The sequence below is a fragment of the Virgibacillus sp. Bac330 genome, assembly GCF_003667845.1.
GTDB classification, from domain to species: domain Bacteria; phylum Bacillota; class Bacilli; order Bacillales; family Amphibacillaceae; genus Virgibacillus; species Virgibacillus chiguensis.
Map to the genome: position 1 here is coordinate 2,410,473 of NZ_CP033048.1, position 16,858 is coordinate 2,427,330.

Annotated in this window: 14 protein-coding genes; all 14 read right to left on the bottom strand. The window is 36.6% G+C overall.

Annotated features, from left to right (window positions below; all coding sequences use genetic code 11):
* Positions 1 to 186: 186 nt before the first annotated feature.
* Entirely contained in the window at positions 187 to 1,389 is a 1,203-nt protein-coding gene (locus D9780_RS11295) for a PDZ domain-containing protein (protein WP_162985846.1), read from the bottom strand.
* A 361-nt stretch (positions 1,390 to 1,750) separates the two neighbouring features.
* Positions 1,751 to 3,202, bottom strand: a complete 1,452-nt coding sequence (locus tag D9780_RS11300; protein WP_121640146.1) for a S41 family peptidase — start codon at positions 3,200 to 3,202, stop codon at positions 1,751 to 1,753.
* 356 nt (positions 3,203 to 3,558) lie between these two features.
* Positions 3,559 to 4,971 carry a murein hydrolase activator EnvC family protein gene (locus D9780_RS11305; protein ID WP_121640147.1) on the bottom strand — a complete coding sequence of 471 codons (1,413 nt, stop codon included), beginning with the start codon at positions 4,969 to 4,971 and terminating at the stop codon, positions 3,559 to 3,561.
* A 103-nt stretch (positions 4,972 to 5,074) separates the two neighbouring features.
* Positions 5,075 to 5,968, bottom strand: coding sequence for a permease-like cell division protein FtsX (gene ftsX, locus D9780_RS11310; RefSeq protein WP_121640148.1), 894 nt, complete (start codon positions 5,966 to 5,968; stop codon positions 5,075 to 5,077).
* Complete coding sequence (ftsE, locus tag D9780_RS11315; protein ID WP_073007589.1) at positions 5,958 to 6,644, bottom strand: cell division ATP-binding protein FtsE; 687 nt, start codon at positions 6,642 to 6,644, stop codon at positions 5,958 to 5,960. The genes ftsX and ftsE overlap by 11 nt, the downstream gene beginning before the upstream one ends.
* A gap of 812 nt (positions 6,645 to 7,456) precedes the next feature.
* Positions 7,457 to 7,816, bottom strand: coding sequence for a cytochrome c551 (gene cccB / locus D9780_RS11320; RefSeq protein WP_121640149.1), 360 nt, complete (start codon positions 7,814 to 7,816; stop codon positions 7,457 to 7,459).
* Between the two features lie 172 nt (positions 7,817 to 7,988).
* Positions 7,989 to 9,090 (bottom strand): peptide chain release factor 2 gene (gene prfB / locus D9780_RS11325; protein ID WP_121640150.1). Its coding sequence is split into 2 segments (ribosomal slippage): positions 7,989 to 9,017 and positions 9,019 to 9,090, totalling 1,101 coding nucleotides; the frame shifts between segments, so codons are not numbered across the junction.
* Positions 9,091 to 9,164: 74 nt separating this feature from the next.
* Positions 9,165 to 11,675 (bottom strand): preprotein translocase subunit SecA, encoded by a 2,511-nt coding sequence (secA, locus tag D9780_RS11330; protein WP_073007594.1) that lies wholly within the window; start codon positions 11,673 to 11,675, stop codon positions 9,165 to 9,167.
* Positions 11,676 to 12,342: 667 nt separating this feature from the next.
* The gene (locus tag D9780_RS21105) at positions 12,343 to 12,492 is read right to left on the bottom strand and encodes a hypothetical protein (RefSeq protein ID WP_162985847.1); all 150 of its coding nucleotides are present in this window, start codon (positions 12,490 to 12,492) and stop codon (positions 12,343 to 12,345) included.
* 650 nt (positions 12,493 to 13,142) lie between these two features.
* Complete coding sequence (gene hpf / locus D9780_RS11335) at positions 13,143 to 13,700, bottom strand: ribosome hibernation-promoting factor, HPF/YfiA family (RefSeq protein WP_073007597.1); 558 nt, start codon at positions 13,698 to 13,700, stop codon at positions 13,143 to 13,145.
* 310 nt (positions 13,701 to 14,010) lie between these two features.
* Positions 14,011 to 14,367, bottom strand: coding sequence for a flagellar protein FliT (locus tag D9780_RS11340; protein WP_139300126.1), 357 nt, complete (start codon positions 14,365 to 14,367; stop codon positions 14,011 to 14,013).
* The gene (gene fliS, locus D9780_RS11345) at positions 14,364 to 14,765 is read right to left on the bottom strand and encodes a flagellar export chaperone FliS (RefSeq protein WP_116278659.1); all 402 of its coding nucleotides are present in this window, start codon (positions 14,763 to 14,765) and stop codon (positions 14,364 to 14,366) included. Before fliS ends, D9780_RS11340 begins: the two co-directional genes overlap by 4 nt.
* A gap of 21 nt (positions 14,766 to 14,786) precedes the next feature.
* Positions 14,787 to 16,250, bottom strand: a complete 1,464-nt coding sequence (locus tag D9780_RS11350) for a flagellar hook-associated protein 2 (RefSeq protein ID WP_240458669.1) — start codon at positions 16,248 to 16,250, stop codon at positions 14,787 to 14,789.
* 176 nt (positions 16,251 to 16,426) lie between these two features.
* A complete protein-coding gene (gene flaG / locus D9780_RS11355) occupies positions 16,427 to 16,792 on the bottom strand; it encodes a flagellar protein FlaG (protein WP_240458670.1) in 366 nt (121 codons plus the stop codon).
* Positions 16,793 to 16,858 lie beyond the last annotated feature (66 nt).

A 16,858-nucleotide genomic window follows, 5' to 3' on the forward strand; every position in this document is an offset into this window, starting at 1 on the left:
TCACTAACACTGTTCAGGTAACATCTTGAAATAGGCGTTTTACAGCACTTATATTTGAAGTGAAAAGCAACCAGAAAAACCTGACTTATCCCAGCATTAACAAAGAGAATAAGACAGGTTCATGCGATAGCTATTTGGTTCATTCATTTCGATTACGCGTTAAACAAAAGGTTAACATTTAATAAATTATCTTTCCCCATTACTTACATTAAAATGCTCATGATCGTGTGGGGTAGAGGCAAATAATAGTCCTAAACCATGATGATCACTCTCATACCATGCCCCTTGTAGTAATTCTATTTCTCCTTCTCGATTAATAATTTCCAACTTAAAAAAAGCTCCACTCGTTTGCAAGGCGTGATAAAACGATCCAGGTTGATTCACTTTCTTCCCGTTTACTTTAGTGATCAACGTACCTACGTGAATACCTAACCGATCAGCTGGAGAATTCGGAAGTACAGCAAGCACTTTTAACGCTTTATCCGTTGATTGAAAATACCCTGGTTTATTTTGTTCGTTAATTCGAAAACGATAGTTTATCCATTCCCTTCCCAAAATAGCACATATTACCGCTATAAATGAAAACAAGGAATAATACATACTACCTACTGCAAGCGCAGCGACTAGGAAGCTTAATAACAATGTAGATCGCGCTAGCTTTTTAGCAGCAAATGAAGGGTGTTGCGCACGTACAATATGATCAAAACCGAGAATAAAAGGAATAACTACAAGACCGTATGTCTCCCCATTTAACGTAAAATAAGGCCAAAAATCGGCAAACGGAGTTAGTGAACCTGTTGGGACAAGTGTAAAAAACGGAAGTACTGTCAGCTTCTTTAAATGATGCTGTCCGACCCATATTCCCCGTTTACTAAGTGTCAGCTCTGGATAGGTTACATCGCTTCTGGAGCCAAATAATAAGATGCTCTCGGCAAGCAATAACAGGGCTAATAAACTAACTAAACCTGAAAGGTGAACATCTACCTGCATACGAAAAGGAAGAATCTTCTCTACGTCTATCCATTCGGGTACAAACATCAAGATTAAATATGTTCCGCCAATAATATAGCTTGCCGATAGTAAGTTAATTCTTCCCGTTATACTAATCAGTATAGTTATGAAACCGAATAACAATATAACAGGATATGTAAGTGTAACGCCCACACCTAGTGTAAACGCAGAAAGTAACAGTCCTAATACAAACGACATCCAAAACGTATTTTTCCACTCAGAATACAAATCATAAATTTTAATACCAAAGTCTTCTCTTTCCCGTTTTATCCGCTTCATTCCAGTAACAATAATTAGAATAAAGATCCAGTAAAATAACGGGTTTAAAAACATTTTACCTATCCCTTTAGCGATTTCCAATAAGCCTGATTCTAACAAGTTTATCACCCCAATAATCAAAGTCGCTTTCCTACAACTTACTATGATCTTCATCGAGTTAGGTGTCCTAATATATGTTTTGCGTTTATATAGAAGCTGCCAGGCTCTTCATTCAAAAATTTGAAATGCTTGAGGCTGCATAACAGCAGCTACACCAATTTTTGTAAGTGGCCTTAGTCATAGCCTTTGATACGAGGCATGAATATCACCCCAGTAATGGAAGCTTGACTTTAGGTATGCTCCGTATATTAGGCGCAACAGCGCTTCATAACTATAGTTTTTTATTGCTACATTCATATGAGACATTTCAGGAAAATCCGCGAGCAAATACTCGCGGACATAAATTTTTATTGCTTAGAAATTACTTATAAACTTCTTCTAATGCCTTATCTAATTGTTTATCATCTTTCCCATCACGAATGCTTTTAATAACTTGGGTTTCGATCAGCTTAGCTGTCTGCGCATCAATTTCACCAGATGTTGGCAAATCATTATCTTGTTGAAAAGAAATTACTGCTTGTTTTGTTTCTATACTAAAGTAGCCATCTGTACGTCCAGGATCGTAATCTAACCCTTGAAGCATAACTTGGATATTTTTAATTTTATCTCCCGTTTGGTCTTGCTTTAAAGGCTCTTTGATTTCAACAGGGCTTGTATAGTAATATTCAGGCTGTTTTTGGTTAATAGTAGGTTGGACACCTTTCTCATGTATCCATTTCCCCTTTGGTGACAACCATTTAAAAAAAGTGAGTTTAATGGTACTTTCATCCCCTAAAGGAACTGCTTGCTGAATCGTTCCTTTACCAAAACTTGGTTGCCCAACTACGTCATAACCCATTTCTTTCATAGCCACAGCTAATATTTCTGATGCTGAAGCACTTCCTTCATCTATAATGACACTGATCGGATACTTTTTCTTTTCCTTTAAATCGGAATGATATGGCGTTTTGTTACCTTTTTGGTCTTCCACTTGTAAGTAAGGCATATCTTCTGGAACAAATTGTTTTAAAATATCTTCAATGACATTTAACAACCCACCAGGATTCCCTCGAACGTCAATCACTAATCCTTCAATACCATCGTCTTCCATTTTTGTCAGCTGTTCATTGAACTCCTGAGCTGTGCGTTCGGAAAAATTCGTCACTTCTAAAATACCTGTTTTTTTACCGTCTACATTCTTCGTTTTACTGTATACCGTTTCTTGAGGAATAGTGTCTCTTACTATTGTCACTTTAAAAGGTTCCGCAACTCCAGCTCGGCGGATTGTTAACTCCACTTCGGTTCCTTTCTCTCCTCGTATCTTAGCGACAGATTCATTTTGACTTAAGCCTTCTAAGCTTTTCCCGTCAACTTTAAGCACTTGATCATTTGGTCGTAATCCTGCTTTTTCAGCTGGAGAGTCCTTCACCGGAGCTACTATACTTAATACATCGTCTACTTTATTTACCTCTGCTCCTATCCCTTCAAATGAAGACTCAATTTGCTCATTAAATTTCTTCATTGTTTCTGCATCCATATAAGAACTGTATGGATCTTCCAATGTAGAAAGCATGCCTTGAATCGCACCTTCTGTTAACTGCTTATCATCAATATCTTCTAAGTAGTTTTCTTTAATTAACCGAAATGCTTGATCCACTTTTTCCATATCTTGGGTTATTGCTTCATTGGCAGTCGTTTCACCACCTAATTTCATTGACTGTTCTGTAGGCGGAGTTGTTTTCTGAGCTAGCTTCACTCCCGTGTAACCTCCAGCCAGACCAATAGCTAAAGCTAATATAAAAAGTAGTACAATATGTAGCTTTCTTAATTTCATCCTTTCACCTCAACTCATTAAACATAAAAATCTCACTTGTGCAAACCTTCAAACCAACTGTCATTTAGTAACAAACAAGCGTTGTAGGAGCATGCTTCAATATGTTAAAATATTCTCTTGTTATCATAACATATGCAATTCAAAAATTAATTACCATCGCTATTCCGTTTTGGAGAGATTTTTTAACTTTCTTCTCAATACATTTATAAACATACCTATCCATGAAATAGGTAAATCCTAAGAGGCTGCCTAAACTCATCCAATCATTCAGCTTCTCTTTATGATGTCATTATACATGTTATCAGCAAAAAAGGCATCAATCGAATTAGAAATTGATTGATGCCTTTAGATTAAAACTAATTTAAAACTGTCATTGGATCAATGGAATTACTTTTAGAACCATTCCAACCACCGCGATGAACTTCAAAATGCAAATGTGGCCCTGTAGATTGCCCAGTATTTCCACTAGCACCAATAACTTGGCCAGCACTTACAGTTTGACCTTGACTTACCCCGATACTATTTAAATGAGCATATAAGGTTGTATAAGATTGTCCATTTATATTATGTGACACTAAAATAACATTTCCATAACCTGACATCCCAGCTTGAGAAGCCGAATTCGTCATAATAACAACTCCAGATGCTGCCGAACGAACCGGCGTACCTATTGGCGCACCGAAATCTGTACCATGGTGCATTGATCCCCAACGAGTGCCATAATGAGAAGTGATTGGCGCAGAGATAGGATACATCATATCCCCTCCCATATTTTGTTCAGGAGCTGGCGCTGGTGCCGGTGCTGAACCACCACTTGAACTTGAACTAGAGCTACTATTAGCAGAAGATGAATGATTATTGGACTTAGGTTTCGTCGTTTCTTGTTTTGCTTGTTGTGCTGCTTTTTCTTTAGCTAGCTGCTCTAATTCACTCTTTTGTGATTGAGCAAGCTGTTTTGCTTTTTCCGCTGCTTCAGCCTGTTGTGCCAAAATTTCTTGTTCTTCTTCTACACTTACTTTGTATGCTTCCAATTCTTTGTGTTCTTCTTCCAAGCTCGCCATTAGTGTTTCTTTTTTCGACAATTGTTTATCTAACTGTCCTTTTAAAGCAACTAAATCCTGTTTTTGAGCTTGCAAGGATTGTTTTCGTTCTTCCACTTCGGACTTTTTATTTTCTACGTCTACTTTATTTTTTTCCACAGTTATTTTATCCGCTTCATGCTGCTCCATAATCGATTTATCTTGATCCATAATCGTGTTTACAGCAGATGAACGACTAATAAAATCACCAAAACTTTTCGATCCTAAAATTACTTCTATGTATTTCATAGAGCCACCATTTTGCTGAATATTACGCAGGCGATCTTTTAATAATCCTTCTCGTTTAGCAATACGTTCTTTAAGAATAGTAATCTCTTTCTTGAGCTTTTGAATTTGTTTTCCTAATTCCTCTATTTGTTGATTGGTGTTACTGATCTCTGTTTCTTTCGTTGTTATTTGCTCTAACGTTTTTTGTAGATCTGTATCAATTGAATGAATTTCTTTTTCAACAGATCCTTGTTTATCTAGGTTTTTATTAATCTTTTTATCTGTTTTATCTGTGTCACGCTGTAACTTACCTTGTTTTTCTTCAAGTTGTTTTTGTTGTTGTTGCAATGCATCAATTTTTTCATTTAAATCTGTCGTTGATTCTGCGGATATGGAAGTCGTTGATAATGTGATGGTAGAAGCTGCAACAATGGTTGATAATAGGACTGGAAACTTTCTCATTGGTCTGTTCACCTTTCCCTCTGTTTTTGTTATGTTCTACATAGAGAGATGTCAAAGGACATCTCAGCCTATGCATGTTCATGGTGTCAATAAAATTATTTGGTTAGACTTTTAGGAATTTCCTAACACTCATCAAACTTCCCCAAACACCTATAGCTGCACCAATTGCTAAAATAATTCCCGATAGCTGAAAAGCGAAAGGAGCATAAGGTAAAAGTTCAATAAATTTGTACGTCGTTTGCTTACTTAGAATATCTTCCACGTAATAATACCCAGTAAGCACAATCATAATTGGTATAATTGAACCCATTACACCCAGTAATAATCCTTCCACGAAGAATGGCCACCTAATAAAACCATTGGTCGCACCAACTAGTTTCATAATGCCAATTTCTTTACTTCTAGCCATAATCGTGATTTTAATCGTGTTTGAAATTAAGAATATAGCCGTAAATACTAACCCAATTATTAACACTAAACCAATCGTTCTTGCATACTTGTTAAACTCAAATAATTTTTTCACAACGTCTTGTCCATAAACGACCTCTTCTACAGCTGACATTTGTTTAATTTCTTCAGCTATAGCTGATGTATCTTCAGGCTGTTTTGCCTTCACAATATAAACATGGTTCAATGGATTGTCCTGCTCAAACATTTCCCAAGCTTGTCCATCCTCTCCCATGCTTTCAATTAACTTTTTTAACTCATCATCTTTGGAAGAAAAAACAGCAGAATCAATGTTTTCTAATTTATTGATAGATTCTCCTAAAGCTTGGATATCTTCCTGAGTCGCCGTTTGTTCAATCATGACATCAAGTTGGACATCTCTTTCTATGTTGTCTGCCATTTCGTTTAAATTCAGCATTAAAGCTAAGAAAGCAGCAACTAAAATTAATGTCGTTGTCACAGCTGCAATCGAGGCCATTGTCATCCATCCATTACGCCGGATGTTTTTAAATCCTTCACGTATATGTCGCATAAGTATTCTAACCTTCATAGCCGTATTCACCTCGATGTTCATCTCTAACAATTAACCCGTCTTCAATTGCAACAACACGGTTTTTAAAAGTATTGACAATCTCTTTACTATGTGTAGCCATAATGACTGTTGTTCCGCGGTCATTGATTTCCTGTAAAACCTTCATAATTCCCCATGAAGTATCTGGGTCTAAGTTACCTGTTGGTTCATCAGCAATAACAATCTTAGGGTAGTTCACAATAGCTCGTGCAATCGATACACGTTGTTGCTCACCTCCTGATAATTCATGAGGGAGAAATCTGGCTTTATTTTTCAAGCCGACTAAATCTAGTACTTCCATGACGCGTGTTCGAATAAGTGATGGATGGGACTCGATTACTTCCATCGCAAAAGCTACGTTTTCATAGACTGTCAGTTTAGATAACAATTTAAAATCCTGATAAACGACCCCAACATTTCTCCGCAGCAAAGGCACTTGCTTTTCTTTTAATTCATTAACATTCATTTCATTTACATAAACCGTTCCTTTTGTTGGCTTTACTTCTCGAAATATTAGCCGAATAAATGTGGACTTACCTGCACCACTTGGACCAACTATGTATACAAATTCACCACGATCAATATTTATATTTATTCCATTTAGTGCCGAAACACCATTATTATACGTTTTATATACATCTTTCATATGTATCATTTTATTAATCACCTTTATTTTTTTAATGTAGCGTGCCACGTTAAGCATAATGCACATCGTCAAACAGAATAGGAACCTTTTATCATTATGAGGCAATAATATCATATAATTGGCATAACTGAAGGGTTCTAAACAATTTGGATATGTAGACGTAGGTCTTTCTCACTCCCCCTTTTTGCGCAAAATCCACTTTTGAGGATAGTGACTCTAGCACGTTTAAAAATCGAGTTAAGATAACCACTCATAAATGTTTCGAGGAGTGTGTCTACATAATTATAACATCTTTCCGCACCATTTTTAGACACAAAATTATTACATTTGTATTTCAAAGTGAGGGTTATGTGAAATAAATTGTCATATTATAGAAAATCAAGTGACTTTTGTACTATTTTCAGGAGTGGATATACTTACCAATCACGATTATGTCGTAAGTGAAAAGAAGCAATTGCCGAAGAAGGGCTCTACGCATATTTGGAAGATTTAGAGACTTGTTTAAGTAACTCCACTTGTATAAAAGCAAAAATTTAGCGTTTTTTTAACAAACAAAAAACAGCAGCAATTGTAAAAGGCTACTGTTTTTTCTTAATTTAAGGTGTAGCAACTCATCGTGAATAATTGTGAACTTCAGCGACTTCTACGTGAACTTCGAGTAACTATTTTGTAAACTTCAGCGATTTTTTATAAAACTCAAGCGAAAATATGATGAACTTCAGCGACTTTTCAAATCCATTTAGAAGTTTTCGTCCATGCAGAGCGCATATATAAAAAGCTTACTTGTTCATTTTTCCAAGTAAGCTTTGTTAATAAATTCATTATTTCTTTTCTGCTAACCAATCAGCAAGCAATTGAACATCATCGCCTTCAGCCATTCCTGCAGGCATACTTCCTTTTCCATTTTTAATAATGTCAGCAATTTCATCTGAGGAATACTTTGATCCAACATCTGTCAAAGCAGGGCCACTACCGCCAGATAAGTCTGCTCCGTGGCAACTTAAACAATTATCCTGGTAGACTCCTTCAGCAGCGGTAGCATCTACACTTCCACCATTTTCCTCTGTTTTTGTATCGTCCTTATCAGCTGGTTTTTCGGAAGCATTTTCATCATCGCCGCCCCCACATGCGCCCAACACTAATACAGTACCAAACAGCATTGCTAATAACCATTTTTTCATGATTCTAATCCCCCTAACTATGTTATTAATCATATATCAATTCTATTATAACCAAAGACTACTGTTTTAAAACTCTTTCTGTTTCCAAATATTACTACAAAAAAGGCGCTAAAGGTTGATAGGTCAACTCGCAAAGTCAATTATGACGAATTTATGAAAAATTAATACTGCTTTAATTCACCTGTTGTCTTAGATAAGCATCAATAAACGTATCAATTTCTCCATCCATAACCGCTTGCGTATTACCAACTTCTACATTTGTGCGATGATCTTTCACCATAGAATAGGGATGAAAAACGTAAGAACGAATTTGACTACCCCAACCAATTTCCATTTGGTCACCACGAATCTCAGCCAATTCCTGCTTCTGTTTTTCAATTTCACGTTGATATAATTTTGACTTTAGCATTTTCATAGCTGCTTCTCGGTTTTTAATTTGAGACCGTTCATTTTGACAAGTAACAATGATGTTTGTCGGTACATGCGTAATACGTACAGCAGAATCCGTTGTGTTTACGTGTTGGCCTCCTGCTCCGCTAGCACGGTACGTATCGATTTTTATATCTTCCGACTTTACTTCGATATCTACATCCTCCGTCATTTCTGGCGTCACTTCACACGAAACAAACGACGTATGTCTTCTACCCGATGAATCAAACGGTGATATTCGTACAAGGCGATGTACGCCTTTTTCTGCTTTTAAATAACCATAAGCATTATGTCCTTTAATGAGCAATGTTACACTTTTAATTCCTGCTTCATCACCTGGTAAATAATTTAACGTCTCAACTTGAAATTTCTTTCTCTCTGCCCAGCGCTGATACATTCGTAACAGCATGCTTCCCCAGTCTTGAGATTCCGTACCACCCGCACCAGGATGTAATTCCAAGATAGCGTTATTGGCATCATATGGATCGCTCAAAAGAATTTGTAATTCAAAGTCATTGAATTGTTGTCGTAAAGAAGTTAATTGCTGAATTAAATCTTCTAATAACTCTTGATCATTCTCTTCTTTTACAAGCTCATAAGAAACTTCTAAATTATCAAGCTGTTGCTCAAGCTGAGAAAAATTATTGACATATGTTTTTAAATGATTCATTTCATTGATGACGCCTTGAGCTTTTTCTTGCTCGTCCCAAAATTCAGGAGCAGTCATTTGTAGCTCTAATTCATGAATACGCTCTGTCTTTGCCTCTAAGTCAAAGAGACCCCCTAAAATCGTTGATGCGGCCATTCATCTTATCTAAATCGTTTCTAATATCTACTAGTTCCAATTCAATCACCTCTATGTAATTATTGTTGCCAAAGCGTCAGGAAAGCACTCCGTTTTTGGAGTGCTTCTTCCTTTTTACTTCCCGTGGCAATTTTTATATTTTTTTCCACTACCACATGGGCATGGATCATTTCGACCTACGTTGTTCTGTTTGACAAATGGTTTACGCGTTTTTTTCTTTTCTTCTTGATCGCCAGAAACAGCTTGCGTATTTTTCACAACTTCCTGACGTTGAAGGTTATCACGAATTTGGGCTTTCATGATATACTTCGCTACTTCCTCTTCAATACTTTGGATCATCGACTCAAACATAGCGAAGCCCTCTAGTTGATATTCCCGAAGTGGATCGTTTTGACCGTATGCACGTAAATGAATTCCCTGGCGTAACTGATCCATTTGATCAATATGGTCCATCCATTTAGTATCAACAGTACGAAGGAGAATCACTTTTTCAAACTCTCGCATTTGTTCTTCCGTTAATTCTTGTTCTTTTTCGTCATAACGAGCTTTTACTTTTTCCATAATCCATTCGGTTATTTCTTCTTGATCTTTTCCTTTGAGATCATCTTCTGATATGTCATTAGGTTCAAGCAAGTTACCTGTTACATAATCTACAATTGCTTTATAATCCCACTTATCTTCATCATCGTCTTGAGTATGTGTTGTAACAACACGTTCCAATGCAGACACAATCATATTTTCAATAATTTCGCGTAAATTGCCATCTGCATCAATCACTTCAAAACGCTGTTTATAAATAATTTCGCGTTGTTCACGTAAAACATCGTCGTAGGAAAGAACCGTCTTACGCGCATCAAAGTTATTCCCTTCCACTCGTTTTTGTGCTGATTCTACTGCACGGGAAACCATTTTACTTTCAATTGGTTGCGAATCTTCCATTCCTAAACGCTCCATCATGGCACGGAGGTTATCAGACCCAAATCGACGCATCAATTCATCTTCCATGGAAAGGTAAAATTGCGATACACCTGGATCTCCTTGACGTCCAGAACGTCCACGTAGCTGATTATCAATACGTCTAGATTCATGACGTTCCGTTCCTATTACAGCAAGTCCACCTAATTCCACAACGCCTTCGCCTAATTTAATATCTGTTCCTCGACCAGCCATGTTCGTTGCAATAGTAACGGCACCACGCTGCCCAGCATTTTCAATGATTTCCGCTTCACGAAAGTGATTCTTTGCATTCAACACTTCATGTTTAATGCCCGCTTTTTTTAGCATCTTGGAAATGAGTTCGGAAGTTTCGACGGCAACCGTACCGACGAGAACGGGTTGGCCTTTTTGGTGGCGTTCTTTAATATCTTCAACAACAGCACGAAATTTTCCTTCCATGGTCTTATAAATTAAATCAGGCTTATCATCTCGAATAATAGGCTTGTTTGTCGGGATGGCAATAACATCCATATTGTATATATTTCTAAACTCTTCTTCTTCCGTCTTAGCTGTACCTGTCATTCCGGCAAGTTTATTATACATACGGAAAAAGTTTTGAAACGTAATCGATGCCAATGTCATACTTTCATTTTGAATTTGTAACCCTTCTTTTGCTTCTATTGCTTGATGTAATCCGTCACTATAGCGGCGACCTTTCATGAGACGACCAGTAAATTGGTCGACAATAACGACTTCCCCATCTTCCACAACATAATCATCGTCACGGTGCATCGAGATATGTGCTTTTAAAGCTTGGTTAATATGATGCGTTAAAGAAACATGATTCAAGTCGAATAAATTATCGATAGAGAAATAACGTTCTGCTTTGTTAATCCCTTCTTCTGTCAACTGAACGCCTTTCGTTTTCTCATCGTAAGAATAGTCATCTTTTGTTAATGTCGATACAAATGCATTTGCCTGTTGATATAAACTTGCGGATTTTTTAGCAGAGCCTGATATAATTAATGGCGTTCTTGCTTCATCAATTAAAATAGAGTCCACCTCGTCAATAATTGCATAATTCAACGGGCGTTGTACCATCTGCTCTTTATACAAAACCATGTTATCACGTAAGTAATCGAAACCATACTCGTTGTTCGTACCGTACGTAATATCTTGGTTATAAGCCTCTCGTTTTTGTTCTTTTGTAAGTCCATTTCCGTTAAGTCCAACTGTTAAACCGAGAAATTCATAAAGTTCACCCATCTCTTTTGCGTCACGACTTGCTAAATAATCGTTTACTGTAATTATATGGACGCCTTTTCCAGCTATAGCATTTAAATATGCAGGCATTGTGGAAGCTAATGTTTTACCTTCCCCTGTTTTCATTTCTGCAATATTTCCTTCATGTAAGGCGATTGCTCCCATTAACTGGGTTTGAAATGGACGCATACCTAAAACGCGTTTTGCAGCCTCTCGCACAACTGCATATGCTTCTACTAGCAATTCGTCTAGCGTTTCTCCGTTTTGATATCTTGTTTTAAACTCTTCTGTTTTTTGTTGTAATTGCTCATCAGATAATTTTTCCATTTCCGGTTCTAACGCTTCAATTTGATCGACAGTTTTTTGAAGTTTTTTCAATTGTCGTTGCGTTCCATCACCAAAAATTTTCTGTAATATACTTGCCATTTACGCAGCACCTCAATATTTATCAAAAATAACAAATTTCTTGAATCCCCTATATCTTAACATGTAGCATTGGATAATTGGAGATGTGTATTGTTAAACTCGTTTTAATATTTTCATCCATCATTTATCATAACACTTTCTAAAGATAGATGACAACTTGTAGCATGAAATCACACCTAGCAATGTCTTTCTAAAGAAAGTGGTCACATCCTAAATCTTGTACACATATGCATGAAAAAAGAACAGGTGGACGGGCCCTATGTAGTTTTATCCCTCAACCATTTGAACATATACATCCATGTCAGAGGACGCAAATATGTATTTTCATTATTTTAGCACTTCATTTTTACCAGTTTCATTTATGCGTAATCGTTCAGAACTGTTTTGCACCCCTCTCTAAGAAAAACTTGACTTGTCTCCGAGTCTTATAGCGGAAGTTGTAGTTTTCCTATAGTGTTAAAAAGCCATGCTAAAGAACGTCACTGTCTTGAAAAAAGCAAGAAAATATGAGTAAACGTCATCATTCACTAAGAGCTTATTCTAAATGCTAGTAATATGCAGCTCAAACCATACAAAAGAGTGGTTCGGGGATGAACCACTCTTTTCAGAGAGGATAATTGGGGGTTTTGGGAGTTTACTTATTGCGAGGAAATTTTTACGGAGAAATTTATCGCTTTCGTTCCATTACTCCCTCCTTGTATGTAGCTAATTGTCGATTTAAAACTGCTACAATTTCCACAAGTTGGCTAATCGTTCTCTCATGTTGCTCTATTTTTTGAGTAATATGCTTTAGATAAAGACTTTTGTCACAATCCAATGGCTCACCTCCTACCCTTACATATTTTATATCACAAAAAGCCTTCATGAAGCGAACAGCCAAAATTAGTTTTTAGGCTTACAAACGACATAATTCTGCAATTTTAGGATAAAATACCCAGTGAATGAGTGGGTTCCTACCACATTTCACAACATTTTTACAAACATTATTTAAATTTAGTATAATGGACATCAATTTCCGACAAGATTTTTAGTCTGTTAGTAACACCTTCCTTATTAGCTACGCAGAAAACATACCAACTAAAATCATAGAAGTGTGATAACCAAAACAGCTGTAGGTACAATGTGGTTCTAGATTATTTTAAGAACAAAGGTGCAAGCGCCCGGTTAGCAACGTAAAGAGTGGAACGAATCAACGAAAGTTTTAGGAATCATGCTACTGCAACAGGAGTATGCCGGCGCCCTCCGGCAATACGTCTTTAGTCGGCCTTCCTATTTAGAACGAACCGATGATGACTTAGCTTAAGGCAATGTAGTGAAGTCGCCTAGTTGCTGGCGCTGGAGCCGGACGTGGCTATATAACTTAGTTAGTTTATCCACAGCTGCAAAATTTTATAATTTCTTAGACCACTAAAAAAAGTAAAAGCCAGCTGTCATAAAACAACTGGCTTTTACTTTTTATAAAATTTTTTATGCGTTTGGTTCAATTAACCCGTACTTTCCATCTTTTCTTCGGTACACAACGTTTGTTTCACCATTTACAGCGTTTTCAAAAACGTAAAAAGAATGACCGAGCATATCCATTTGTAACACCGCTTCTTCAGAGTCCATTGGTTTAAGGTCGAATCGTTTTGTTCGCACAATTTCTATATCGGAAGACTCTTCTTCTTGCTCTCCATTTAAAGCGTCTTTTTCTAATTCTGCAAAAACATGCTTAGGAGATCCTTTTTGTCTAAACTTTCTATTTACTTTTGTTTTATGTTTTCTAATTTGCCTTTCAAGTTTATCGACAACTAAATCAATAGCAGCGTAAAGGTCAACATGCTGTACCTCACCGCGCAATAACAAATTAGTCATCGGAATCGTCACTTCAATCCTTTGTTCATCATTATAGACACTTAAATTCACATGTACATCAGAAGCTAGTGGAGCATCAAAATACCTTTCTAACTTACCTATCTTCTTCTCCACGTAATCACGTATAGCCCCTGTTACCTCAAGATTTTCACCACGTATGTTAAAATTCATATCAGTGTCCTCCTTTCTCCTGCTACTTTCATTATACAACGTTTCCCATTAAATTTCCTGTAAAAACTATTAAAATGTAAAGAAATTGTTACATTAAATCGTTTAAACCTTGATACAACTAGGTTTAGTTAATTTACACTAAAAAACAAGTTAAGATAGTACGTATTTTTGGTAAATTTCTATCTTAACATCGGGGAAAATAATCGGGAGGAAAAAGCACTTTTTTCCTCCGATCTATTTAATAACTTGGTAATCCTTCATCGAGTAATAGAAAATGAACACAATCCCATTGCATAAAATTACACTGCATTTATTTTTTCCGATCTAAATAGATTCCATCTCGTGCTTGTATCGTTTCATATGGATGAATATACTTTCGGTTGGATTGTTTTTGTTTTTTCATTTGGCGCAATTCTACTTTCAAATCATCAAACAGTAACAGCATTCCGTGTTCAATTAACTTGTTTAATTGCATAATTTTTTTTGCTGTAGCTTTTTCTTCCTCTGAAAAAGGCGGTTTTAGTGCATTCATTTGTTCACCACGTTCTTCAATCAAGTCATTTACTTTCGAGATGATCGATTCGCGTTCTTTCGGTTCTATTTCTTGTTGAAGAAGATCATGTAAATGTTGGGTAGTATCATACAAGGAAGTTAACCGATTCATCACACTTGAGCACCTTTAGAGTATTGTTTTTTTCGAGTTTGTAAAATTACTTGCTTCCACGTATCCCGAAACTCGATAACAAAGCTAAGTACTTCTTCCAATGCCGCTTTATCATGTTGTGTGTTCGCCTCTGTTAAGCGGTGATGCATATATTCATAAAGTGACATAAACTGATTGGAAATATCAACTTCCATATTTAACGTAACCATTAACTCAAGAATGATATTTTGCGCCTTTTGGATATTTTTATTTTTAGCTTCAAACTGATCTCCATCTATATCCTTCATCGCTTGTTTAATAAATTTTATGCAACCGTTATAAAGCATTAACGTTAATTCGGAAGGTGACGCTGTATTTACTGCGTTATTTCGGTAAACTTGATGTTGCTTATTAAAAGACATATTGTTCACTCACTCCCATCCTTACATGCCACCACCGAATTGGGACATTAATTGCGCTGACTGTTGATTCATTCTTGAAATTGCTTTTTCCATTGCTGTGAATTGGTTCCAATAACGAGCTTCAGCCTGAGCAATTCGATCTTCAAGAGATTCCATCCGGTCATCCACATCTTTCATTCGTTTCCCCAATGTATAACTTTCTAATGAAGGTGTTAAAATACTACCAGCTTTTTCACTGATTTGCTCTTTTGTTGTTTCCAGAGAATCTTCTAAACGTTGGATTAGTCCACGTGAATTTCCTTCGTCACTGTTAGTAAATAAATTTTGTACATCAGCAGGGTTTTCCCGAAGTGCTGTTTTCAGCTCTTTTTCGTTAACTATGAGCTTTCCGCCATCTAAATAGTCTTTGGATGTTTCAATTCCAACCTGTGTCAATGTTGTATATTCTCCGCCAGTATCTACCTTTTCGTACCAGCTAGAGCGCAGATTAAATAAGCCATTAGAAATTGTCGTGTCTCCTCGTAAAAGCCCACTTTTAGCTCTTTTTTCCCAAAGTTCAATTTCGTTCTCCGACATATCCTTTTTTTGTTCAGCGGTTAATGGTGGGTAATCACGATGGCGCTCCTCTAACTGTGACTTGTGTAGCGCTTCTACGACTTCATTATACTTATCAACAAATTCCGTTATTCTCTCGTAGGAAGCGTCCACATCATTTGTTACAGTAAGGCTGACGTTTTCACCCTCTGTCTCTTGCTTAAATTCCAATGTCATTCCATTTATCTTATAGGAATTTGTTTTCGATTCCATGATTAACCCGCTATTATTGTATTCAAACCTCGCATTAGTACCGCCTGATTCCTTATCCATATCCATGTGAAGCACGTTAGCTAAAAATGAATTATTATCAAATTGAATTTCTGCACCATCACGGTAATTTCCTGTCCTTGTCGTTTCCATAATTACTTTTTCCGATTGTTCATCATAAAACATACGTACATTATTATCATCTCGAGATATTTTTTTTAATACGCCCGTTAATGTATCGCCTTTTTGAATCGTATACGTATATGGTACTTCTTCACCTTTTTCATTTATCGTATTAAATGCTATTTCATCACCTTCAACTAGCTGTACATCTGATTTTACAGTATTTGTGCTTACATTAATCGCTGTACTGGCTAATTGATTCACTCTAATTTGATATGTACCATTGGCAACATCCGCATTTGCAGTTGCTGTTACTGCACCTTCTTTGGTTGAACTAACATTTTTTGCGTTATAAGCTACACTCTTCCTCATTTCAAACATTAAATCATCTAGCTCTGTTAGCTTGCTGTTGATTTCTCGAAAAGCGTCTCGTTTCCATTCTAATTTCGTGCGGTCTTGCTCTAATTTATTTAATGGTATACGTTCCGCTTTCATTAATTTATCTACCATTGCTTCAATATCCATACCGCTTGCTAAGCCACCAACGCGCATGACCATTTGTCTCGCCCCTTTACATCGTATTATTCAAATGTTTTTTAAAATTCGCTTTTCGCAAAACCCTTTATGGCGGAAAACCGCCATTATTTTACTTATACTCTAAAATTTTATCCTCTCTAAAGCTTAAGAGAGTATAAAATTCCTCTCTCAATAGTACAGAAGCCACTTTAAACGTTTTATATTTTCTCATCGATTAATATCCCCATATATTCCGCCATATCTGCATACATATCTAGCATTTTTTTCGGCGGTATTTCTTTTATAACTTCATCTGTTAATGGATTGACTACTGTCACATAGTATTCATTCAGCTTTTCATGGAATTTAAAACGTAGATCTGTTCGGAGTGGCTCAATAAATTCGTTCAGCTTTTCTACGGCTGTTTTCAGTTTATCTTTTGTCACGACCATGGACGGACGAATAACATCGGTCCGACTTTGAACGTTATTAATTGCCTCCTTCATCACCGTTTGCCGATCGTTACTCTGTTCTTGTAACTTAGGATGTGACCCGGTCCCAATGCGCTCTAATCGCATATTCATTTGCTCCACAACCTTTTTATTTTTATATCGGATTAACTGTACAATTATTTAATCTGTTTAGTAAAA